Raw genomic sequence first — 22,645 nt, 5'->3', positions numbered from 1 at the left:
GGCGCCCTTCCAGGAGCATTTCCGGTGTGCTTCCAGGAGCAGCTCCGGCGTGACCTCTGGCGTGTCCGACTGGGACCTCGACGTACGGCAGCATCAGAGCGTCGCGGGAAGGCTCCGGCACACGAATCAGCCCAGTGTGCGCGGTGCTGGCGCTCGGCGGGTTCCTGTTCGTCGGCTCAGCTGGCCGGTACGTCGAGTATGGCGAACTCGGCTGCTTCCCGGAGTTCGGCTTCGTCAGCCTTCCACCGTGACCGGCGAGTGATCGACACGACAGACTCACTCGCCGCCGAGCCGGAGCAGTCAGGCGCAGCGCTCACCCCGGGTGGCGACTGTCCTCCGGACCGCATGCCCGACCACGCTTCATTCGACGTCGGAATGCTCGGCACTGGTTCATCCAGCGTCGGCGTACCTGACCCCGGTTCGCACAACACAGCCTTACCCGACCACGGCCGGTCCGACGTCGGCATACCTGACCCCGGTTCGCACAACGCCGCCTTACCCGACCACGGCCCGTCCGGCGTCGGCGTGCCTGATCCCGGTTCGCTCGGCGCGGGCTTGCCCGACCACGGTTGGTCCGGCGTCGGCGGGGTTGGGCCCAGCTCGTCCGGCGTGGTTTGCCTCGCTGGGGGTGATGTTGGCGCCGGGCTCCCGGTGCGGGCGCGTGGCGGTGCTGTCGGCGGGGTTGTGTTCGTCGACCAGGCGGCGGGTTGATCGGGTTGGGATCGCTTGCGGTGGGTTGGTGGCTCGGCCCAGGTTGGGCGTGCGACGTGGACGATGCCGTTCGTGATTGTGATGGTCCAGTGGCCGGCGTGCAGGTCCACATGGTGGCGGCGACAGATGAGGACCAGGTTGTCGACTTTCGTTTCGCCGCCGTCGATCCATGACTTCAGGTGGTGGGCGTCGCACATGACCGGCGGTGCGTTGCAGACAACACACCCGTTGTCGCGGGCGTTCAGGGCGCGGCGGATTGCCCGCGTGACAAGGCGTTCGCTGCGGCCGACGTCCAATGGTTCGGAGTTCGTACCAAGCACCAGGGGGATGATCTTCGCGTCGCAGGCGAGCCGCCGTACGGTCGCCGCCGACAACCCATCACCGAACACCAACTGCCCCGTCGCATCAGCCACAGCCGCCTGCAAATCCCGGAAGTCGATCGTGACCGTCAACTGCGCCTTGGCACCAAACCCAGGCACCCGCTCGCTCGCAGCCCCGGACCGCACGGGGACCTCGGCCCGCCCAGATACGACGTCCCCGCCGCGTACGCCGCCCCCGCGTACGCCGTCCCCGCTGACGCCGCCCTCACGCGCACCGTCCTTGAGTCCGTCGTCCCCGCGCACACCGCCCTCACGCACGCCACACTCGTGCTCGCCGTCGCCGCGCACAGCGTGCCGGCGTATGTCGCCTTCGCGCACGCCGTCCCCACATACACCGCCGTCACACACGTCACGCCCGCGTGCGCTTTCGCCGCGCGCATCGTCCCCGCACGAGCCGTCCCCGCGTACGCCGTCCCCACATGAGCCGTCCCCGCGCACACCGTCCCCGCACGCGCTGTCCCCGCACGCGCTGTCCCCGCGCACGCCGTCCCCGCGTACGCCGTCCTCGCGTACGCCGCCGTGTACGTCGCCGCCGTGTACGTCGTTCGCGCGGGCGTCGGTTTGGCTCGTGTGGGTTTGGCGGGCGGGGTTGGGCGTGTGGGGTGCGGCGTAGCCGGCGTCGGTGGCGGCTGCGGCGATGGTGAGGGTGGTGCTGAGAGCGTCGGCCTGGCGCTTTCGCGGGAGCGGGGGTCGGGGTCGCCGTCGATGGTTTTGTGGGGGCGGGCGCCGGTGTGGATGAGGGTGCGGAACAGTTCGGCGTTCTCGTTGGCCAGGTAGCCGCGGAACTTTACGCCGCGGTCGGCTGGGGTGAGGGTGAGAGATTCGCGGGCGGCGGCCTTCGCCTCCTCCGGTTCGGGACCGTCGGTGTCCAGGAGATCTCGGATCCGGGCGCCTGCCTGGCGGAGCTCGAGCGGGGACAGGTGCGCCGCCAAACCGATCAGTTCTCGTTCGGCGGCGTCGCGATCCTCGATCGGGACGTGGGTCGGGACGCGGTCCAGTGCGGACACGATCGCCTCTGCTTGGGCTGGCCGCAACAACCATCCGCCATCCTCATCCTCGGCGTCGACATCTAGGTCAGTCTCGGATTGAGGGGTGGCGGTGTCGTCGAGTGCGGCGGCCACGGATGGGTACTTTGGGAGGGCCTGGGCGAGGCGGAGGGTACGGCGGGCGGTGGTGGCGTCTTGGCGGTAGCGGAAGCGGAGGAGTTCGGCGGTGTCGCGGGCGCCGAGTTCGGTGGCATAGCCGGTGGATTCGACCGCGGCGATCACGTGCAGGCGGTAGGACTCGAGGCGGGCGATCTCGGCGTCCAGCGTGTCGAGAGTGGACAGCAGTTCGCTGCCACTCATCGACCATGCCGGTCGCTCGCCCAGGAGTTCCATACCGCTAACCCTAGATGCCTCGACCGACAGTTTCGAATCGGAATGCCCTTGTTTTGTGGACAATTCGTGGGCCCACACCAGCCCACACCCGCGCTGGTCGAGCATGCAGATCGGGCGGCATGCAGTCGACAACGCCCGTACAGCAAGAGCCCTGGGCGTGTGGGATCTGGACGTCCGATCCGCGACGCGGGCTGCCCGGTTGGTGCGGCCGACGGGGAGGCGGGGCAGGGCGCCGTCAGTGTGCTGCGTGTGGGCTTGTCTCCTGCTCGTCACACGTACTGCAGGTGTGAGCTGTTCCTCAGCAACCACAGCACCTGGCAGCTCTTTGGTTGTTAGCGGTGGAGGATGGCTAGGTGGTTGCGCATGCCTCGGCGTACGGGTGGGTCTAGGTGGTGTTCCCAGGTGGGGGTGCGTTCGCCGCGGAGCATGGCGTAGTAGGCGAGTGCCTCGGCTAGGGCGGCTTCGCGGAGGTAGCCGCGGGCCAAGGGTTGTTTGCCGCGGCCGTTGGGGCGGGGGCGTTGTTCGTAGGAGGCGTTGGCGGTGAAGATGCCTAGGCCGTAGAAGACTGTGATGAGGTCGGTCAGGGACTCGTGGTCGGGGCGGGTGGCGCGGGTGATGCGGCCGCTGCCGAGGAGGAGTTCGTGGCCGGCTTCGTGGGCGTAGATGGCGGTCAGGGCTACCGGGTCGGTGGTGAGGGACGGGGCGAGCTGGATCTGGTTGCGGTCGTCGCCGCGGATCCAGCGACCGGACTGTTCTTTCACGACGTGCGCGCGGACGGGACGCCGTACGCCGTTCAGTTCGAAGCTGAGCGTGCATTGCCCGGGGTTCAGGCCCATCCGGCCGTCGACGCGTTCGCACAGCGCGGTGGCGGCGGCCTCGCTGCCGTCGTACTCATCGGGGATCAGGTCGGCGGGGAGCATGATCGGCCGGTCCAGGATGTCGCGGCCGAATTCGGCGATCAGCCAGTCCATCGACATCCGGATCCAGCGGCGGCTGCCGCCGGCCAGGCGTTCGCGGGGCGCCTTCAGCTGGGACCGGAGCTGCTGGCTTCGCTTGATCGTGCCGATCGGGTTCCTCACCCGCGGAATCATGCCTGCCGGGCGCGGCGGCAAACCTGCGGGTACCCGTTACGTCAGCGGACGCCTTCCTGGATCGAGTCGATCTCGGCGCGTTTCACCAGCGCCGCAAGCCGCGCAAAGGTTCGGATCCGGACCGACCGGTCCAGCTCGGTCGGCATCACCGGCAAGATCGACTCCGGCCAGAGCGTGTGGCGGCGGAAGCAGTACGCCGCGAGCGCGTCCGAGGCGCCGCGCTCCCCCAGGTATCCGAGGCTCTGCCGCATCGAGCGGCGACCGGGGACCCGCTCGACGGCCTGGTTCGCGAGGAAGACCCCGAAGCCGTGGAACACCGCGAACAGGTCGGTCACCGCCTCGGCGTCCGGCCGGTTGCGGTCCATCAGGTGGTAGCCCCAGAGCACCTCGTGCCCGAGCTCGTGGGCGGTTGCCGCGATCACCGCGGCAGGGTCGACCGGCGTGGTCGACGACAGCAGTACGGCGGTACTGTCGTGGCCGCCCGCCCGCAGGTCCAGCCAGGCCGCGCGCGATCCGCTGCCGGCCGGCGCCGACCAGATCGCGACGGCGCGTTCGTACAGTTCGGCGCGCCGTTCCGGGTCGGTCTCGTCCCGGAGCGCGGTGCTGCGCTTCACCTCGGCGGCGAGTTCGCGCTCGGCGAGGACCGCGATCTCCGGCGCGTACGCCGCCAGCGCTTCCACCTCCCGAGCCGACATCGTTGCCTGAAGCCCCGAAATCCCGAGCAGTTCGGGATGCTCGGCGGCCAGCCGGCGGACGGCGGTACTGCGGCCCGCGGCGCGGACGTCCTCCATCCGGAAACTGAACCGGATCCGGTCGTCCGGGACCTCCATCCAGGCGCAGACCCGGAGGCAGAGTTCGCGGGCGGCGTGCTCGGATCCGTCGTACCGGGCGGGCACGAACGTGCTCGGCAGGACCGGCCGACGGCGCAGCGGCTCGACGCCGAACCGGTCGATCAGCCAGTCCAGCGAGTCGTCGATCCACTGCTCGGGTCCACCGGGCAGCAGGACCTTCGGCCCGTAGAGCAGATCGCGGTCACGTTGCCGACGCCGCCAGGCACCGATCAGATTCATACCGGAACTGACGCGGCCACCACGGCGCCCGTTCCATCGGAAATGTTGCAGTCGCATCACCAACCCAAGACGGTCGGCGGGCCTCCCAGTAACTCCTCCAAACGAGCGGCGAAACGTACCCGCGGCTCCGGATCCAGGGCCAGGTGCCAGGCCGGCAGCAAAGGCCCGTCGCGGAGCAGCCGGTGTTGCCGGAAGCGGTACAGCGCGAGCGCCTCGGCGACGGCATGCTCACCGAGGTAACCGGACGTGTGGACCCATTCGTCGTCCAGCGTGGTCTCGTCGACGGCCGCGTTGACCAGGACGACGCCGAACCCGTGGAACAACGCACACAGGTCCGTCAACGGTTCCTCGAGCGGCCCGGACGCCCACGGCGGAGCGGGCCGGGACAGCAGCTCATGGCTCAACTCGTGCGACACCGCGGCCAGCAGCTTCAGCGGATCGCCGATCACATCCGACCGCAACAACACCGCACAATGCCCCGGAATCGGCTCTATACCAGGGGATTCAGCCCCCAGATCCACCCATCGCCCGAGCGCCGGACCAGCCTGTACGGCGGGATGGACCACCCCGGCCCGCCCCGGATCGGATGCGGCGAGCAGGCACCGCACCACCTCGGCGCCGAACTCGTCCGCACCGAGCCGCCGCACCAGGAACGGCAGCAGGGAGTCCTCGGCCAGCTCGGCCTCGACGATCCGGTCCACCTGCTCGAACGACGCCGTACCGAGCCTGCTCGAGTGCGTCCGTACTGCCGCCCGATCCCCTGGCGCCGCGCCGTGCGACAACGGGTGTTCCGGGTCGAGATAGCCGTCGAGCATCGCCGAACCGAGCAGTTCGGCGGCCTCGGCGACCTTCTCCAACCGGAAACTGAAATGCACCCGTTCGGCGGGGATCCCCAGGTGCTCGCAAACCCGGACGCAGACGGCACGCGCGGCGGCGTCGGAGCCGTCGTACCCGGGTGGTACGAACTCGTCCGGTACGACGACCGGCCGCCGCAGGACCGCCGTACCGAAGTGGTCGGCCAGTAACCGGAACGAGTCGTCGACCCAGCGCCGCGGACCGCCCGGCAGCGCAACCTTCGGTGCCCGCACCAGATCGTGGAAGGACTCATCGGTCATGCAGGGTCCGACGGCGCAACAGGGTGTCCTGGTTCCGGCTACTTCAGCAGCAGTTGGCCCAGGCGCCGGGACGCGATGTACATCCCGCCGGTGCCCATCGCGGCCAGGTACAGTGCGTGGACGAGCAGGAACCAGCTGACGTTGCCTGTGCTGAACGCACGCTCCAGTACGACGCCCTGGTACAGCGGGGTGATCTCGACCAGCCAGCGGATCGCCCCCGGGTACGTCTCGACCGGGTAGAACGTCGCCGAGAACAGGAACATCGGCATGATCGCCAACTGCACCAGCTCGAAGTCCTGCCAACTGCGCATGAACGTCGTCAGCGCCATCCCGGCCCCCGCGAACGCGAACCCGATCAGCACCGACGCCGGCAGCGCGAGCAGCGCCCACCACGACGAGATCAGCCCCATGACCAGCATCACGACCACGAACATCGCCGAGTAGCTCGCCCCGCGCAGCAGCGCCCAGGTGACCTCGCCGGTCGCGACGTCCCACGGCCGCAGCGGCGTCGCGAGGATCGAGTCGTACAGCTTGGCGTACTTCATCCGGAAGAAGATGTTGTACGTCGAGTCGAAGATCGCGCCGTTCATCGCCGAGCTGGCGAGCATCGCCGGCGCGACGAACGCGGCGTACGCGATCTTGGTGCCGTCCGACAGCGTGAACGCGCCGACCAGGTGCGCGACACCGACGCCGATCGAGAGCAGGTAGAACACCGGCTCGAAGAAGCCGGACAGGAACACCACCCAGGACCGGCGATAGAGGACGAAGTTCCGTTCGACGATGTGCCGGCCGCCGCCGAGCCGCACCGGGACGGGGAGCACCCGCAGGGCAAGGGTCGCCATCAGCCGATCAGCTTTCTCGTGAAGCCGCGGACGGCGAGCCAGGTGCCGACGAGGAACCACGCCAGCAGGTAGACGACGTTGAGCACCGCGAGCCACGGGTTGACCGTGCCGAGGCTGAGGCTGCGGGACAGGTCGACCGCATGCCAGAGCGGGCTCACGTACGCGAGCCACTCGATCCAGTCCGGCAGCTGCGAGACCGGGAAGAATGCCCCGGAGAACAGGAACGCCGGCACCACCCCGAACCGGAACACGATCGCGAAGCCGGAGTCGTTCTCCAAGGTCGTCGCGTACGCCGCGATCGGCGCGGCGACCGCCATCCCGACCAGCAACGCCACCGGCAGCGCCAGCACCCCGGCCGGCGACCGGAGCCCGCCGAACAGCGCGATGATCACCAGGAACACCGCACACGACGTGAACACCCGGAACGCGATGAACCCGAGCTGCCCGTACACGACGTCCGCCGGCCGCAGCGGGGTGGCGATCATCGAGTGGTAGAACTTCTGCCACTTCAGCCCGCCCATCACCGGGTACGTCGCCTCGCCGACCGCGATCTGCAGCGCCGTCGAGGCCAGCAGCCCGGGCGCGATGAACTGCAGGTAGCTGACGCCGCCGAGCGCACCGGTCCCGTTGCTGTCGACGAACGAGCCGAGCCCGATCCCCATCGCGGCCAGGTAGAGCAGCGGCAGCAGGAAACTGCTGATCACCGTGCCCTTCCAGGTCCGCTTGTAGACGGTCAGCCAGTAGTCGAACATCCGGCGACCGTTCTCCACCGCAAGCGCCATGTCAGTCCACCAGCGTCCGGCCGGTCAGCCGCAGGAACACGTCCTCGAGCGTGGAACGGCGGACCAGCACGGCGGCCGGTTGCAGGCCGCGCTCGTGCACCTGCGCGACCGCGCGCTCGCCGTCGTCGGTGTAGAGCAGCAGCCGGTCCGGCAGTACTTCGATGCGCTGGGCGAGGTCCTCGACCTTGCCGGCCAGCGCGTCGTGGTCCGCGAGCATCACGTCCGGCCCGAACCGCAGCTCGGTCACCTCACGCGTCGAGTAGTCGCGGATCAGCTCGGCCGGAGACCCCTCCGCCGCGATCAGCCCGCCGTCCATCACCACGAGCCGGTCGCACAGCTGCTCGGCCTCGTCCATGTAGTGGGTGGTGATGATCAGCGTGACGCCCGCCTGTTTCAGCCGGAACAGCTTGTCCCACAGCAGATGCCGCGCCTGCGGGTCGAGTCCGGTGGTCGGTTCGTCGAGCAGCAGCAGGTCCGGCTTGCTGACCAGCGAGCGGGCGATCGTCAGCCGCCGCTTCATCCCGCCGGACAGCTCGTCGACCTTGACCTTCGCCTTCTCGGTGAGCGCGACGAACTCGAGCAACTCGTCCGCGCGGAGCCGGCACTCCGCCCGGCTGAGCCCGAAGTACCTCCCGTAGATCGTCAGGTTCTCCCGGACCGAGAGCTCGGTGTCGAGGGTGTCGTCCTGCGGGCAGACGCCGAGCCGCGCACGAATCGCCGGCCCGTCGGTGGCCGGGTCCATGCCGAGGATCCGCAGCGTGCCGCCGCTGGTCGGGGAGACCGCGCCGATCATCCGCATCGTCGACGACTTGCCCGCGCCGTTCGGCCCGAGGAAGCCGAAGGCCTCGCCGCGCCAGACGTCCAGGTCGATGCCGCGGACCGCCTCGAAGTCGCCGTACGACTTCCGCAGACCGCGGACGTGCACCAGAGAATCGCTCACCCACCAGACACTAGACGGAGCGTCGGACAGTTTCCTCTTCGTTTCCCCGGTACCCGAGCCGCCGCACCGCGTACGCCCGGACTCCGGCCGCCAGCCACTCGGGCAGGTCCGCGTCCACCATCGCGATGATCGCCCGCTGGTCCGCGTTCTCGACAAGCAGATCCGCCAGCCCGTGATAGGTGGTCGGGGTAGCCGGCCAAACCTCCAGCACGCCCAGGTAATGCTGCTCGATCAGCTCCAGACCTTCGGCCGAGTCCGGCAATACGCCGCGGTCCCGCGCGGCCGCCATCCGCAGCAGCAACCGGCGCCCCTCGTCCCCCAACCGCTCGTAGTCTTCCCGCGTCCAGCTGGACGTCTCCCGCACAGCCTTCTCGAACCCCTCGGCCGCGGCCTCGCCGTACCTCTCGGCCAGCTCCTCCCGCAGCCGGGCCCGCGCATCGTTCAACCCCGCGAAGAACTCCTCGTCCGCGACGGTCTCGTCCCCCGACAGTCCCGCGATCGTCCGCTCGACTGCGCCGAGCATGTCGTCCAGTCGCTTCCGCTCCCGCAGCAACTGCTTCCGATGCCCCTCCAGCGCGGTCACCTCGTCGTCCTGCTCGTCCAGGATCCGCGCGATCGACGGCAGCGGTACGCCGAGCTCCCGGAGCAGCAGGATCCGCTGCAGGCGGAGCAACTCGGCCCGGCCGTAGTACCGGTAACCGTTCGCGGCGACCCGGCCGGGCGGGAGCAGGCCGATCGCGTCGTAGTGCCGCAGCGTCCGCACCGAGACGCCGGCGAGCCGCGCCACCTCGCTGACCGTTCGCTCCACGTCGCCTCCGGAAAATCGGGTTGGAGTCTGACGTTACGTCACCCTTTAGCGTCCCCGACATGGCATTCACGATCCTGCACACCCGCCTCGTCGACCGCGGTACGGCGCTGCCGGCGGACTGTCTGCGGGTCGCGGACGGCCGCATCGCGGCGATCGGCGGCCCGGACATCGCGCGCCCGGACGACCTCCTCGTCGACGGTTCCGGTACGACGCTGCTCCCCGGGCTGATCGACGCGCACGTCCACCTCGCGCCGGGCAGTACGCACCTCGCGGCAACGTACGGCGTGACGACCCAGCTCGACATGTTCAGCATGCCGGAGGTGATCGCCGGGGAGACGCCGCGGACCGGGTTCTTCACGTCGAGCATCGGCGCGACCGCACCGGGCGGGCATCCGACGATCGCGTTCCCGCCGTTCCCGTACGTCACCGGGCCGGACGACGCGCGGCGGTTCGTCGCGGACCGGATCGCCGAGGGCGCCGACCACCTCAAGGTGATCTACGACGACGGCTCCGGCGCGATGCTGAACATCCCGACGCTCTCCCGGGAGACCGTGCGGGCGTTGGCCGACGAGGCTCATGCCAACGGGCTCACGGTGGTGGCGCACGTGTCCACGGCGGCTGGTGCGGTGACGGTGGCCGAGTGCGGGGTCGACGTACTGGCGCATGCGCCGTCCGACCTGATGTCGCCGGAGGACATCGACGCGGTCAAGAACGTGGCCGTGATCGCAACGCTGGGCGTTGTGGACATGTTCGGCGCTCCTGGTCACCTGCCGTTGCAGGACGAGCAGGAGCTGATGGCTAGGATGCCTGCGCGCTGGCGGCGCGTCTTGGATCACCAGTCGCGTCGTTGGATGCCACCGCAGCCGCCGGACGGTTCTGCGGCTCGGGCGAACGTGTTGGCGTTGCTACAGGCCGGTGTGCAAGTTCTTGCTGGTACTGATGCGCCTAACCCGGGCCTGGTGTTCGGCGCGTCGCTGCACCGGGAGCTGGTGCATTTGGTGAGTGCTGGGCTCACACCGGCGCAGGCGCTGGTAGCCGCGACCAGTGCGCCGGCTGAGGTGTTCAAACTGAGCGATCGCGGCCGGCTGGTCACCGGAGCACGTGCTGACCTGCTCCTGGTCGACGGGGATCCGCTCGTCGACATCACTGCCACACAACGGATCCGCCAGACCTGGGTCGGCGGTGAGGCCCCAGTTGAGTACGCGGGCAGTACGGCGGAGCTCGCAGGCATCCGTTTCCTCGGTGAGACGACGGCGCGGATCATCAAGGCGTTGAAGGAGCAGTGGCCAGGCTTCCCATCGCCGGAGGACGTGGTGCGCGAGGACGGCGAGGTGCTCGGCCGCGTCGTACCCGTGACGAATGGCTGGCTACCGACGACCGTCTTCGGTGCAGCGTTGGGTTCGGTGGCTGACCACGACACGGCGATTGCGCTGGTACAGAAGGAAGGGCTGGAGTGTCTGGCCGAGACCTGGCAGGCGCGGACCGACGGGCCGTGGCAGGAGGCAGTACTGCTGGAGGCGCAGCCGGACCGGGTCCGGCTGCGCTGGAAGGACCCGTTGCTGGAGCAGCCGCCGGCGGGGCGGTGGTACGAGCTGACCGACATCGACCTGTCGCGTGCAAGCCATCGATAATGCCGATGACGCGATTCGTTGACAGCGACTGAGCCGAAGGCTTGGCTGGGCGGGTGAGTACCACCACCCGCATCGGTCTCGGCCAGTGGCACGCGGTGCCCGGAGACCGGAACGCCAACCTGGCAACGGCTCTCGAGGTCGTCGCCGGTCTCGCCGCGCAGGGCGCGGAGCTCGTCGTACTGCCTGAGCTGTGGGCCAGCGGGTACGACGCGGCGCGGCTCGGCGAGATCGTCGCGGCGACGGCCGAACCCGTGCCAGGACCCCGGAGTACCGCGCTGGCCGAGGCTGCTCGTGAGTACGGACTCTGGCTGGTCGCGGGATCGGTGCCTGAGTCGTCGGACGGGCGTGTCTACAACAGCACGCTCGTGTTCGACCCCGTTGGTGAGCTGGTCGGTGTCCATCGGAAGGTGCATCTGTACCGGCCGACCGCCGAGGACGCCGTCTTCGCTGCCGGCGACACCGTTACGGTGCTCGAGACCGAGCGTTTCGGCACCGTTGGGTTCGCGACCTGCTTCGACGGGGACCACCCTGGTTACGCCCGTGCACTACGCGATCGCGGGGCCCGACTGGTCGTCATGCCGGCGGCGTACGAGACGGCCGCCGAGAGCTGGTGGGACCTACTGCACCCCGCGAACGCATTGGCCAACGGACAGTGGTGGATCACGGTGAACCAGTGCGGCGGCGCGATGTTCGGCCGCAGCCGGGTGATCGCCCCGGACGGCATCACGGTCGCCGAAGCTCCACGCCTCGGCGCAACGCCGGGCCCGCACCTGTTCACCTGCGACGTCGACCTGGACGCCGGCATCCGCGACGCCGACGCCCACAACGCCACCCTCTGGGAGGACGCGCAACCCGAGCTGTACGGTCAGCCCCTGCCGACGTAAGGCATCCCCGCCGCCATCACGGTCAGCGTCGGTACGGCGACCGACGTCGGCAGCTCGGCAATCCGGACCACGAAGTCCGCGACGATCTTCGGGTCGAACGTCGGCTCGACCGCGATCGACCCGTCCGGCTGCAGCACGCCCTGCTCCATCCGGGCGGTCATCGCGGTGGCGGCGTTCCCGATGTCGATCTGGCAGGCGGTGATCCCGTGCGCCCGTCCCTCCAGCTCGAGCCCCTTGGTGAGCCCGCTGATCGCGTGCTTGCTCGCGGTGTACGCGATCCCCTGCGGCCGCGGCACATGCGCCGAGATCGACCCGTTGTTGATGATCCGCCCACCCTTGGGCTCCTGCCGCAACATCAGGTCGTACGCCGCCTGCGCGCACAGGAACGACCCGGTCAGGTTGGTGTCCACCACCCGCCGCCAGTCCTCCTCCCGCACATCCTCCACTCCCGCGGCCGGCGACCCGGTCCCCGCGTTGTTCACCAGCACGTCGACGCGCTCGAGCCCGGCGAAGAACCCGCGCACCGCATCCCCGTCGGCGACATCGAGAACGGCGTACCGCACCTGCTCCCCACCGAGAGCGACCGTCTCCTTCAGCTTGTCCTCGGTCCGCCCGGTCACCCACACCGCGAAGCCCGCCCGGGACAGCGCCAGCGCCATCTCCCGCCCGAGCCCCGATCCGCCTCCGGTCACCACCGCAACCCGCGTCATGCCGCCACCCTCTCGCCTCGTCGAACAGGCGTCCAGCATGTCAGCAACACAGCGGCGACGCCGGTGACGACCAGCACCTCCACCCAGACGCCCTGACCCAGCGGCGGCACCAGCTCCTGCGTGAGCTTCCAGCAAGCATGCACCTGGACGGCGGCAGGACCTGAAGCCGCCAGTGCGACATGAGCGTGCTGGACCGACCAGCACGGGTGAGGCGAGCACCACTTCTTCGTGGATCGGCGTCACAAAACGCCACCCTCCGGCGTCGAATTACTGTCCGCATCCGCCGCTCCGCTGCAGAGCGTGACGATTCGACGACCGAGAGCAAATAAGTGGCGACTCACTTGAAGACCTTGGAAACTCATTTGCGTGTATCACGCAAGCATGTATATGCTTGCAGCATGCAAGTAAACGACGCGTACGCTCCACAGACCCCGATCGAGGGTGTGATGCACGCGTTCACCCGGATCGGGCGCCGGCTGAAGGCCAAGCAGCCCGGCGACACGATCGACCACAGCGCGCATGTCGTGCTGTTCGCCCTGCGGTGCAACGGCGCACTGCGGCTGTCCGACCTGGCCGCCCGGCTGGAGCTGGACGCCTCGACCGCGAGCCGGCACGTCCGGTCGCTGGAGCAGCTCGGCCTGGTCCGGCGCTCCCCCGACCCCGACGACGGCCGCGCCTTCCGGGTCGAGCTCACCGAGCAGGGCATCGAGCAGTGGGAGACCAGTGCCCGGCACCGGATGGAACTGCTGAGCGCCGCGATGGAGGGCTGGTCCGACGAGGACGTGCAGACCTTCGAGCGGCTGATGACCCGCTTCGCGGACGGCGTCACCGCCCTCACCGAAGCACCCACCAGCGCCGCCTGGGCCGAGAAGGGCTGGGCCGCGGTCGCCCCGCGACTGCGCCGCCCCGGCCAGGCAGAGCGCAGTACCGAAGACTCCGTGGCCGACGGCGACCCTGCCGGCAACGGGAACAACGACAACAACCTGGAGAGCACCAGATGAGCACCACAGAGCCCGCCACCGCCGGCGGCGCTGCACCGACCGACGGTGGTCCCAACTACCTGTCGCACAAGCAGATCCTGGTCATCCTCGGCGGGCTGATGGCCGGGATGTTCCTGGCCGCGCTCGACCAGAGCATCGTGGGTACGGCGCTGCCGCGGATCGTCAGCGAGTTCAACAGCCTGGACAAGCTGTCCTGGGTGGTCACGGCGTACCTGCTGACCTCGACCGCCTCCACTCCGCTGTGGGGCAAGGTTTCCGACCTCTACGGCCGCCGCCCGCTGTTCATCGCGGCGATCGTCACCTTCCTGGCCGGCTCCGTGCTGGCCGCGCTGTCGCAGAACATCGAGATGCTGATCGGCTTCCGGGCCGTCCAGGGTCTGGGTGCCGGCGGCCTGATGTCGCTCGCGTTCGCCACCATCGGCGACGTGATCCCGCCGCGCGAGCGCGGTAAGTACATGGGGTACTTCGGTGCCGTCTTCGGCCTCTCCTCGGTGGCCGGCCCGCTGCTCGGCGGCCTGCTCACCGACGGTCCGGGCTGGCGCTGGATCTTCTGGATCAACCTGCCGATCGGCGTCGTCGCGCTGGTCGTCGTCGGCGCGGTCCTGAAGCTCCCGCACGTGAAGCGCTCGCACAAGATCGACTACCTGGGCGCCGCGACCGTGGCCGCCGCCGTCACCTCGCTGCTGCTGGCCGTCTCCTGGAGCGGCCCGACCAACGGCTGGGGCACCGGCACCACGCTGGCGCTGATCGGCGCCGCCGTCGTACTCGCGGTCGCGTTCGTGATCATCGAACTGCGGGTCGCTGAGCCGATCATCCCGATGGACCTGTTCAAGGGCCGGATCTTCTCCGGGTACGCCGGCTACGCCTTCCTGCTCGGCTTCGCGATGTTCGGCGCGCTGATCTTCCTGCCGCTGTACCTGCAGGCCGTCAAGGACATGTCGCCGACCCGTTCCGGCCTGGCGCTGCTGCCGATGATCGTCGGCATCTTCTCCGCGTCGATCCCGAGCGGGCAGATGATGAGCAAGACCGGGCGGTACAAGATCTACCCGATCATCTCCGCGGTCGCGGTCGGCGGCGCGATGGTGCTGCTGTCCACGCTGAGCATGAGCACCCCGTACTGGCAGCTGGCCATCTACATGTTCATCATGGGCGCCGGCCTCGGTCTGTCGATGCAGATCACCGTCACCGCCGCGCAGAACAGCGTTCCCCGGCAGCACATGGGCAGCGCGACCTCGACGATGACGTTCTTCCGCTCGATGGGTGGCGCGATCGGCACGGCGGTCTACGGCGCCGTCCTGACCAGCCGCCTGAAGGAGCACCTGACCGACATCGTCCCGCACGCCACCCAGCAGATGGTGGACGGGCTGGCCAAGGCCGCGAACAGCGTGCAGGTGCTGCACTCGCTGAAGGAGCCGATGAAGGGCTGGGCGCTGCACGGCCTGGTCGACGCGATGGGCGACGTGTTCCTGGTCTCGCTGCCGTTCCTGGCGCTGGCCCTGATCCTCGCGGTGATCACCCCGGAGCAGCGGCTGGCCGGCCGCAACGACGGCCCGAAGCCCGACGGCGACGAGTCGCTGGAGGCCTCCGCGGCAGCCGCGATGCACTGACCGCTTCACCGAACCGATACCAAACGTCGGTTGACCTACCCGACAGCCGCTCTGGAAAGCTTTTCCAGGGCGGCTGTCGCGTTGTCGCGGCGGTCACCTGACCCTCCCCGGGTCGTAGTTTCGACACGTACCGCTACGACAGGACTGCCGCACGGATGAAGACACTTGACCGGCCGCTGGACGACGACGACCGCGCGATGGCCGATTTCGCCGAGGTCCGCGACTGGCGACGCCTGGGCGGCCCGCAGGCCGGCCAGACCGGACCCGTCCCGGTCCGGCGGCTGATCCGCCGGGTGAAGTCCGGGACCAACTGGAAGCCGTGGCCGATCAACCGCCGTACCGTGATCGACGAGCAGCTGGACGGCTGGGGCTTCCTGACCAAACGGCAGACCGAGCTCGCCGTGTACGACGACCAGGTGCTGCCGCACAGCCCGTTCAGCGGCTGGGTCGCGTTCGCGATCGAGCCGTGGGACCTCGAGGAGGTCGCGGCCGGCCTCGACGACCACTGGCCGGCGAAATTCGAGCTCGCCTGCCGGCACTGGGGACAGCCCGCGTACGTCGGAGTACAGACGAAGACCGGGTTCGACGACGACTGGGCCCCGGGCGCCGGCCGCGACCGCCGCCACCTGGCGGTCTGGACGCCACCCGGCGCAGAGATCCACCTGTACAGCAACCGCCCACGGCGCAAGCCGCTGTCGACCTCGGTCGGCATCAACTACGTGGTGTACCTCAACGAGGAGGGGTCATGACGACAGCCAAGCAGGACTACCGGACGACCATGCGCGACGCCGCCGCGAACAGCGACGTCCGCACCGGAACCGGAACGGCCAGCGCCGTCTCCCCCGAGAACCTGACCCGGATCGCCCACGGCGCCACCGCGGCCGCCGAAGCAGCCGGCGAGTCCCCCACCCTGTCCTCCGACCTGGGCGCCGCCCTCCGCGCCGCGACCCCACCGAAGGCCACCACCCGCGCCACCGACCCCGCCGCCAACCCGACCGGCGCCCGCCCCGAAACCGGCGGCCGCGCCGCCCCTGAGCGCGGCACCGACCGCGGCACCGGCAGCCGCTAGACAGGTCCAACCGGGCGGCTGGATCGCCCCCAGATCCGGGGTCCGGAGTAGACCAATTCAGTTCCCCGACCAGTTATCCACAGGCAGCCGATCACCCGTTGTTGATGACCCTGACCCCGCCGTACGGTTGCCGACGACGGCTTGAGCACCCACGGAAGGAACAAGCCCGGAAATGATGACGCAGGACAGGCCACTCGACGAGGACGACCTGGCGATCGCCGACCTCGCCGAGATCGGCGACTGGAGCCCGATCGCCGGACCGGACAACGACCAGACCGGGCCCGAGGTAGTACGCGCGATCGTCCAGCGGGTCACATCGGCCACCGACTGGCAGCCGTGGCCGCTGGAGCCGGGCGAGAAGATCGACAACGTGCTGGCCTCGTGGGGCTTCACCACCAAGCGTGGCAGCACCATTGTCGTGTTTCCGGGCCTGGCCTTCGCGGACACTCGGAACAGCGGCTGGTCGGCGTACCGCATCAGCCCCGACGACATTCCGGCTGCCGAGGCCGGACTCGACGCGCACTGGCCGGCGATGCTCGACCTGACCCGCAAGCACCTCGGCGAGCCCGACTACGTGGGCAACGACAGCAGTCCCACCTTCCTGGACGAGTGGGCGCCGGGCGCGGGCGCCGACCGGCGTCATCTGGCCGTCTGGGTCCGCCCGGGCGCGCAGTTCCACTTGTTCAGCAGCAAGCCGACGCGGGATCCGCTGACCGAAGCGGTGGGCGTCACTTACGCGGTCTACATCGACTAGGAGAGCGAGAGATGACGCAACCCACCGAAAGCCCTCAGCGCGCCAACTGGGGTGAAGCCCTCGACCGGATCGGCTCCTTGTCTCCGGAGAGCTGGGAGAACCTGGCCGCGATCGCGCAACTGCAGAAAAGCGAGGTCGACCGGCTGATCCAGCGCGCACAGCACGTTCCGCTGAAGGACAAGCTGAGTCAGAAGGTCGAGACCATCACCGTCCGGGTGCACGCGCTCTACACCCAGCAGGCCGAGCGTCTGAGCCAGTCGGCACTGGCCACGAAGGGCCGCGCGCTCGGCAACAGCGCGCTCGACACCGGCTCGGAGCTTGCCCAGGGCGCTGTCGGCCTCCTCGAGGCAGGCCGGGACAAGGCGCGGGAGGCCGGCCGGGGAGCTGTGGCATTCGGTCGCGACATGAAGGAGGAGACCAAGCTTCTCGGCCGCGACCTGAAGGACATGGGAACCGACATCCGCGACGGTGTGAAGCAGATCCCCGGTGACCTGAAGACCGCGGGCAAGAACCTGCGCGACAAGGTGACGCGCTGGTTGAAGACGCAGAAGACCCGGGTCACGATCGCCTCCGAAGGCGCTCGGGCGACTCTCGCGGCGATGAAGTTCGACAAGGACATGCCGCAGGCCACCGCGAAGGACGCGACGCAGCTGAGCCAGAACTTCAGCCAGGTGCAGGCCACCGCACCGGAGAACATCCGGCTGCAGGCGGCTCAGGCCATCCAGAGCGGAGCCCAGGCCCGGATGGCGGCTCACGCGGCTGGTGCGGTCGCGCCGGCCGGGCAGGCCACCGGCGGGCAGGGGCAGACCACCCCGCAGGCCCAGCAGCCGACCGAGCAGCACCACGGTCAGCAGAAGAACCCGGACAAGGGCATCGGCAAGGGCTGACGCCGCCTCCCAACGCTCTCAGACGCCGCCGGGCTTCGACCCGGCGGCGTCTCCTGTTCTTCGGACCTGGCCGCGGCTCAGGCTTCCGCGGCGCTGTGCCCGGCTGTGGGGTCGAGGCGTTCCCGCAGCTCGGCTGATCAGTCCTCGACGGGTATCGGGCGGCGTCTTCGTGGGGGTTCGGGGTCGGGGTCGTTGCCGGCCAGGTGGTTGACGATGGCGTTCAGGACGGCGGCGGTGGGGACGGCTACCAGGGCGCCGACGATGCCGGCGATGACGACGCCGGTGGCGATCGCGAGGATGACGGCGAGAGGGTGGACGCTGACGGCGCGGCCGAGGAGGAACGGCTGGAGGACGTGGGCTTCCAGTTGCTGTACGCCGATCACGATCGCGAGCATCACGATCGCGATGATGGGGCCCTTGGCAACCAGTGCGACGAGGACGGCGACGATGCCGCTGACCAGGGCGCCGACGACCGGGATGAACGCGCCGACGAAGACCAGGATGCCGATCGCGCTGACCAGGGGCAGGCCGAGGATCGCGGCGCCGAGCGAGATGCCGATCGCGTCCACCGCGGCGACGATCACGGTCGCGCGGACGAATGCGGTCAACGACACCCACGCCCGACGGCCCGACGAGTCCGTCTTGTCGCGGGCGCGGCGCGGGAACAGCCGGACCAGCCAGGCCCAGATCTGCTCGCCCTGGTACAGGAAGAAGAACAGGCAGAACAGCGAGATGAACAGCCCGGCCACCACGTGCGTCGCCGTCGTACCGACCGCCGCTGCCTGCTGTCCGAGCGCGCCGCCGGACGTGATCTGTTTCTGGATCTGCTTGAACAGGTTGGTGATGTCGCTGTCGGTCAGCCCGAAGTTGATCCGGGCCAGGTCCCGCAGCTTCTGGACGCCCTCGCCGACCTGCTTGGACAGGTCCTCGAACTGCCCGGCGATCTGCGTCCCGACCAGCGTCAGCAGTCCGGCGACGACGATGAGCGTCGCGATGACGGTGATCCCGGCGGCGAGTCCGCGCGGGACCCGGAGCTTCTGCAGGCCCTTCGTGACCGGGACGAGCAGCGCGGTGAGCAGCACGCCGACGGTCACCGGTACGACGACCTCGGACAGGTACCGGACCGCGTACCCGATCACGCCGACCGCCGCCACGATCACCAGGAACCGCCAGGCCCAGGCGCTTGCGATCTCCATCGCCGGCGTCACCCCGGGATCGACCCGGCCACGCCGTCCCGTGTCGGCCACCTGTGGCTCGGACGCCGGGACGACGTTCGACGGCGTATCCGCCGCGCTGTCGTCCGCCTCGTCCGGCGTCGTTTGCTCGTCCCGCCCCACGTCGCTCATCCGACCTCCCTCGTCATGAGACTAGTGCCCGGCGCGGGCCGTTCCATGAATGTGGGCGGCCAGCCCTTCCGCGGCCGTCGGCGCGTCGTCGGCGAGCAGCCCGACGGCGGCGAGTACGTAGTCCGCGTCGACGCAGACCTCCGCGCGTTCCGGCACCAGCCAGCCTTCCTCCTGCGCGTTGGTCCCGATCGCGCCGAGGACCCGCGCGGCCACCTCCGGCGGGTTGTGCCGCAGTACGCCGCCCGATCCGACCAGCAGATCCACCTCGCGCAGATCCTTGCCGGACCGCTCGATCACCCGCCCGCCAGGGCCGAACACGATCCGCTGCCGTCCCGCGTGCCGCCGCAGCGCGACCGTCGCGGCGACACTTGCGAGCGTCTCGTCGTACGCCGCCTCGCCTTGATCGGCCGGCAGGTACGCCGGATCCGCGCGCCGCCGCTCCGCGGCCGCGCGGGTGCCGTCGACGTCGGCGATCAGCCCGGCCTCGGCGCCCGCGTCGACCACCGGTACGGCGCTCCAGCGCATCCCGAGATCGCCTTCGACGGTCCGTGTGACGGGATGCGTCGCGACCACCTCGCGGCCGAGGTTCGCGTCCTCGGGGTCGAGTTCGATCACCGAGTGCACGTCGGTGGTGGCGCCGCCGATGTCGACGACCGCGACGTCGCCGTGCAACCCCGCGAGCACTTCGACGCCGCGCAGTACGACGTCCGGCGTCGCGGCCCGGACCATCCGCGCGAACGCCGGGTCCCGGGACAGGTTCTTGCCGCCGATCACATGCGCCAGGAACATCTCCCGGATCGCGGCCCGCGCGCTGTCCGGCGCGAACACCCCGATCTCCGGTACAACGTTGCCCGCCAGTACGTGCGGTACGCCGGCCGCGGTCAGCGTCGCGGCGATCTCGTCCCGCGCGTCGATGTTGCCCGCGACAACGATCGGTTTCCGCCAGTTGTACTTCGCGAGCGTGTCCGCGGCGTGCAGCAGGACGGCCGAGTTGCCGCCGTCGGTCCCACCGAGCAGCAGGACGACGTCGGGGCGGTCCTTGCGCAGCTCCTTCTGGGTGGTCGCGGTAAGCCCGCCGCTGACGACCGCCACCACCCGCCCGCCGCTGGACAGCGCGACCCGCTTCCCCGCCTCCGCCGTGACCAGCTCTTCGTTGCCCACGACACCGATCCGCAGCCCGCCGCCCGCACTCGAACAGGCCAGCACCTCGGCGTCCCGGACCCCGCGGTCGGCCTCCTCCAGCACGGCCCGGCAGGCGTGCCACCCGTCCATGACGTCGGTGTCGATGGTCGTCCGGTGCTCGGCCCGCGCCACCAACTCCCCTGACCCGGAGTCCACCGCCACCGCCTTGGTGAACGTCGACCCGAAGTCGACCGCCACGACCAGGCTCACCGCACTCCCCTTTCCACCGCCGTTCCGCAAACTCTCCTGCCCCCTGCCCTGCCCCCTGCCCTGCCCCCTGCCGCTGCCCCCGTACCGCCTGTCCCGCCCGCCTGTCCCGTACCGCCTGTCCCGGCCCCCGCCCGCCTGCCGCCTGCCCCTCTGTCCCCGCCCTCTCCCCGCCCGCCTGCCCTCTGCCCCCGCCCGCAACATGAGGGGATATCCCCTCATGTTGGGGGTTCTCCGGTCTAGTACCAGCAGATAACCCCCAACACGAGCGGATATCCCCTCGTGTTGACCTGAGGCGAGGCTCCCGAGCGAAACGCCCGGGGTGTGGGGTCAGGAGAGGGCGCGGTCCAGGTCCTGGAGCAGGTCGTCGATCGTCTCGATGCCTACGCTCAGGCGGATCAGGTCCGCGGGGACCTCCAGTGGGGTGCCGGCGACCGAGGCGTGCGTCATCTTGCCGGGGTGTTCGATCAGCGACTCGACGCCGCCGAGCGACTCGCCGAGCGTGAAGACCTCCGCCTTGTTGCAGATGTCCAGCGCCTGCGCCTCACCGCCGGTGACCCGGAAGCTGACGATTCCGCCGAACCGCTTCATCTGCTTCGCGGCCGTCTCGTGTCCCGGGTGCCCGTCGAGGCCCGGGTACAGCACCTGGCTGACAGAGTTGTGCCGCTGCAGGAACTCCACGACCTTCTCGGCGTTGTCGCTGTGCCGGTCCATCCGGACCCCGAGCGTCTTGATGCCCCGCAGTACCAGCCAGGAGTCGAACGGGCCCGCGACCGCGCCGATCGCGTTCTGATGGAAGGCGATCTTGTCCGCCAGCTCGGCGTCCCGGACCACCAGCGCGCCGCCGACCACGTCGGAGTGCCCGCCCATGTACTTCGTCGTCGAGTGCACAACCACGTCCGCGCCGAGCTCGAGCGGCTGCTGCAGGTACGCCGAGGCGAACGTGTTGTCGACGACGAGCAGCGCGCCGGCGTCGTGCGCGATCTGTGCCACGATCGCGATGTCCGCGACGTTCAGCAGCGGGTTCGTCGGGGTCTCCAGCCAGACGACCTTGGTCCGGCCGGGCTGGATCGCGGCCCGGATCGCCTCCGGGTGCGTGACCGCGGCGGGGGTCAGCTCGACGCCCCAGTTGCTCAGGACGCGGGAGAACAGCCGGAACGTGCCGCCGTACGCGTCGTCGGGGAACACCACGTGGTCGCCGGGCGCGCACACCGACCGGATCAGCGTGTCCTCGGCGGCCAGGCCGCTGGCGAACGCGAATCCGCGGGTGCCCGCCTCGATCGCCGCCAGACACTCCTCCAGCGCCGTCCGGGTCGGGTTCGCCGACCGGGAGTACTCGTAGCCGTTGCGCAGGCCGCCGACGCCGTCCTGCTTGTAGGTGCTGGTCGCGTAGATCGGCGGCACCACCGCTCCGGTCGTCGGGTCAGGCTCGTTCCCGGCGTGGATGGCAAGTGTCTCGAAGCCGTACTGGTGTTCGGTGTTCACCGGACCAGCGTACGGCCTGGTCTGCTGGAGTCCCGCAGCCCGTCCACAGCCCGGTGGATCGGCGGAACCCGGTTGTCCACAGGTACGTCTTACCGGCTGGCGGAATGACCCACCGGCCGCCTACGGTTGCTCGCAGGAGACCCACGGTGGGACCGGGCAGGAAGGACGACGGCGCCGGATGAAGACGCAGGACAGGCCGCTCGACCAGGACGACCTGGCGATGGCGGACCTCGCCGAGATCCCGGACTGGACCGTGATCGCGGGTCCGGACGGCGACGAGGCCGGGCCGGAGGTCGTGCGCGCGCTGGTGCACCGGGTGATGGGCCGGACGTCCTGGCAGCCGTGGCCGCTGCAGGCCGGCGAGGTGATCGCCGCCGACATGGTCTCCTGGGGATTCACCACCCGGCGCGGGACCACGATGATCGTGTTCGACGGGCTCGCGTTCCCGGACTGCCCGGACAGCGGCTGGTCGGCGTACGAGATCGGCCCGAGCGACATCGCCGCCGCCGAGGCCGGCCTGGACGCGCACTGGCCGGACCACCTCGCGCTCGCGACCCGGCACTGGGGGCAGCCCGACTACGTCGGTGACGAGAGCAGCCCGACGTTCGCCGACGAGTGGGAGCCCGGCGCCGGGACTGGCCGTCGGCATCTCGCCGTCTGGCTGCGGCCGGGCGCGCAGATCCACCTGTACAGCACGAGGCCCAGCAAGGACCCGCTGACGACGTCTGTCGGGGTCAACTACGCCGTGTACATCGACTAGGAGA

General features: G+C 69.8%; 22 protein-coding genes. 9 read left to right on the top strand and 13 right to left on the bottom strand.

From position 1 onward, the window contains the following. Positions 1–176 precede the first annotated feature (176 nt). From ACXJJ3_RS30735 to ACXJJ3_RS30695, 9 genes are all read right to left on the bottom strand, one after another. Complete coding sequence (locus ACXJJ3_RS30735; RefSeq protein ID WP_458165337.1) at positions 177–1,163, bottom strand: DUF222 domain-containing protein; 987 nt, start codon at positions 1,161–1,163, stop codon at positions 177–179. Next, positions 1,160–2,470 carry a DUF222 domain-containing protein gene (locus ACXJJ3_RS30730; RefSeq protein WP_458165336.1) on the bottom strand — a complete coding sequence of 437 codons (1,311 nt, stop codon included), beginning with the start codon at positions 2,468–2,470 and terminating at the stop codon, positions 1,160–1,162. The genes ACXJJ3_RS30735 and ACXJJ3_RS30730 overlap by 4 nt, the downstream gene beginning before the upstream one ends. Positions 2,471–2,802: 332 nt before the next feature. Beyond that, complete coding sequence (locus ACXJJ3_RS30725) at positions 2,803–3,549, bottom strand: hypothetical protein (RefSeq protein ID WP_458165335.1); 747 nt, start codon at positions 3,547–3,549, stop codon at positions 2,803–2,805. 53 nt (positions 3,550–3,602) lie between these two features. Further along, on the bottom strand, positions 3,603–4,631 hold the full coding sequence (locus ACXJJ3_RS30720) for a hypothetical protein (RefSeq protein WP_458165334.1): 1,029 nt from the start codon (positions 4,629–4,631) through the stop codon (positions 3,603–3,605). A 56-nt stretch (positions 4,632–4,687) separates the two neighbouring features. After that, the gene (locus tag ACXJJ3_RS30715) at positions 4,688–5,746 is read right to left on the bottom strand and encodes a hypothetical protein (protein WP_458165333.1); all 1,059 of its coding nucleotides are present in this window, start codon (positions 5,744–5,746) and stop codon (positions 4,688–4,690) included. Positions 5,747–5,784: 38 nt separating this feature from the next. Continuing rightward, positions 5,785–6,588: an ABC transporter permease gene (locus ACXJJ3_RS30710; protein WP_458165332.1), complete on the bottom strand. Its 804-nt coding sequence runs from the start codon at positions 6,586–6,588 to the stop codon at positions 5,785–5,787. Beyond that, a complete protein-coding gene (locus tag ACXJJ3_RS30705) occupies positions 6,588–7,370 on the bottom strand; it encodes an ABC transporter permease (RefSeq protein ID WP_458165331.1) in 783 nt (260 codons plus the stop codon). The genes ACXJJ3_RS30710 and ACXJJ3_RS30705 overlap by 1 nt, the downstream gene beginning before the upstream one ends. Position 7,371: 1 nt before the next feature. Then, entirely contained in the window at positions 7,372–8,310 is a 939-nt protein-coding gene (locus ACXJJ3_RS30700; RefSeq protein ID WP_427889371.1) for an ABC transporter ATP-binding protein, read from the bottom strand. A 10-nt stretch (positions 8,311–8,320) separates the two neighbouring features. Next, positions 8,321–9,118, bottom strand: coding sequence for a MerR family transcriptional regulator (locus tag ACXJJ3_RS30695; protein WP_458165330.1), 798 nt, complete (start codon positions 9,116–9,118; stop codon positions 8,321–8,323). 59 nt (positions 9,119–9,177) lie between these two features. Here ACXJJ3_RS30695 and ACXJJ3_RS30690 point away from each other — a divergent pair, with 59 nt between their 5' ends. Together ACXJJ3_RS30690 and ACXJJ3_RS30685 are read left to right on the top strand one after the other, a co-directional pair. Then, positions 9,178–10,749: an amidohydrolase family protein gene (locus tag ACXJJ3_RS30690; RefSeq protein WP_458165329.1), complete on the top strand. Its 1,572-nt coding sequence runs from the start codon at positions 9,178–9,180 to the stop codon at positions 10,747–10,749. A 53-nt stretch (positions 10,750–10,802) separates the two neighbouring features. Beyond that, positions 10,803–11,633 (top strand): carbon-nitrogen hydrolase family protein, encoded by an 831-nt coding sequence (locus tag ACXJJ3_RS30685; RefSeq protein WP_458165328.1) that lies wholly within the window; start codon positions 10,803–10,805, stop codon positions 11,631–11,633. Here ACXJJ3_RS30685 and ACXJJ3_RS30680 read toward each other — a convergent pair. Next, a complete protein-coding gene (locus tag ACXJJ3_RS30680; RefSeq protein WP_458165327.1) occupies positions 11,615–12,343 on the bottom strand; it encodes an SDR family oxidoreductase in 729 nt (242 codons plus the stop codon). The two genes, ACXJJ3_RS30685 and ACXJJ3_RS30680, sit on opposite strands and share 19 nt — an antisense overlap. A gap of 398 nt (positions 12,344–12,741) precedes the next feature. Between ACXJJ3_RS30680 and ACXJJ3_RS30675 the strand changes: the two genes are divergently transcribed. The 6 genes from ACXJJ3_RS30675 to ACXJJ3_RS30650 all read left to right on the top strand — a co-directional run bounded on the left by ACXJJ3_RS30675 (position 12,742) and on the right by ACXJJ3_RS30650 (position 17,661). Continuing rightward, a complete protein-coding gene (locus ACXJJ3_RS30675) occupies positions 12,742–13,344 on the top strand; it encodes a MarR family winged helix-turn-helix transcriptional regulator (RefSeq protein ID WP_458165326.1) in 603 nt (200 codons plus the stop codon). After that, entirely contained in the window at positions 13,341–14,951 is a 1,611-nt protein-coding gene (locus ACXJJ3_RS30670) for an MDR family MFS transporter (protein ID WP_458165325.1), read from the top strand. The genes ACXJJ3_RS30675 and ACXJJ3_RS30670 overlap by 4 nt, the downstream gene beginning before the upstream one ends. A 155-nt stretch (positions 14,952–15,106) precedes the next feature. Then, a complete protein-coding gene (locus ACXJJ3_RS30665) occupies positions 15,107–15,700 on the top strand; it encodes a hypothetical protein (protein ID WP_458165324.1) in 594 nt (197 codons plus the stop codon). After that, positions 15,697–16,020: a hypothetical protein gene (locus ACXJJ3_RS30660; protein ID WP_458165323.1), complete on the top strand. Its 324-nt coding sequence runs from the start codon at positions 15,697–15,699 to the stop codon at positions 16,018–16,020. Before ACXJJ3_RS30665 ends, ACXJJ3_RS30660 begins: the two co-directional genes overlap by 4 nt. 172 nt (positions 16,021–16,192) lie before the next feature. Then, positions 16,193–16,774: a hypothetical protein gene (locus tag ACXJJ3_RS30655; protein ID WP_458165322.1), complete on the top strand. Its 582-nt coding sequence runs from the start codon at positions 16,193–16,195 to the stop codon at positions 16,772–16,774. A gap of 11 nt (positions 16,775–16,785) precedes the next feature. Next, positions 16,786–17,661, top strand: coding sequence for a hypothetical protein (locus ACXJJ3_RS30650; protein WP_458165321.1), 876 nt, complete (start codon positions 16,786–16,788; stop codon positions 17,659–17,661). Between the two features lie 137 nt (positions 17,662–17,798). On the opposite strand, the gene ACXJJ3_RS30645 is transcribed toward ACXJJ3_RS30650, so the two are convergent. From ACXJJ3_RS30645 to ACXJJ3_RS30635, 3 genes are all read right to left on the bottom strand, one after another. Continuing rightward, a complete protein-coding gene (locus ACXJJ3_RS30645) occupies positions 17,799–19,007 on the bottom strand; it encodes an AI-2E family transporter (RefSeq protein ID WP_458165320.1) in 1,209 nt (402 codons plus the stop codon). A 21-nt stretch (positions 19,008–19,028) separates the two neighbouring features. Then, the gene (locus ACXJJ3_RS30640) at positions 19,029–20,399 is read right to left on the bottom strand and encodes a glutamate mutase L (protein ID WP_458165319.1); all 1,371 of its coding nucleotides are present in this window, start codon (positions 20,397–20,399) and stop codon (positions 19,029–19,031) included. Positions 20,400–20,726: 327 nt separating this feature from the next. Continuing rightward, positions 20,727–21,881 carry a cystathionine gamma-synthase gene (locus tag ACXJJ3_RS30635; RefSeq protein ID WP_458165318.1) on the bottom strand — a complete coding sequence of 385 codons (1,155 nt, stop codon included), beginning with the start codon at positions 21,879–21,881 and terminating at the stop codon, positions 20,727–20,729. Between the two features lie 178 nt (positions 21,882–22,059). On the opposite strand from ACXJJ3_RS30635, the gene ACXJJ3_RS30630 reads away from it, so the two are divergent. Continuing rightward, positions 22,060–22,641 carry a hypothetical protein gene (locus ACXJJ3_RS30630; protein WP_458165317.1) on the top strand — a complete coding sequence of 194 codons (582 nt, stop codon included), beginning with the start codon at positions 22,060–22,062 and terminating at the stop codon, positions 22,639–22,641. The last annotated feature ends 4 nt before the right edge of the window (positions 22,642–22,645 follow it).

The sequence above is a fragment of the Kribbella sp. WER1 genome (genome assembly GCF_054189145.1).
This window is presented reverse-complemented; position numbering and strand designations above follow the sequence as displayed.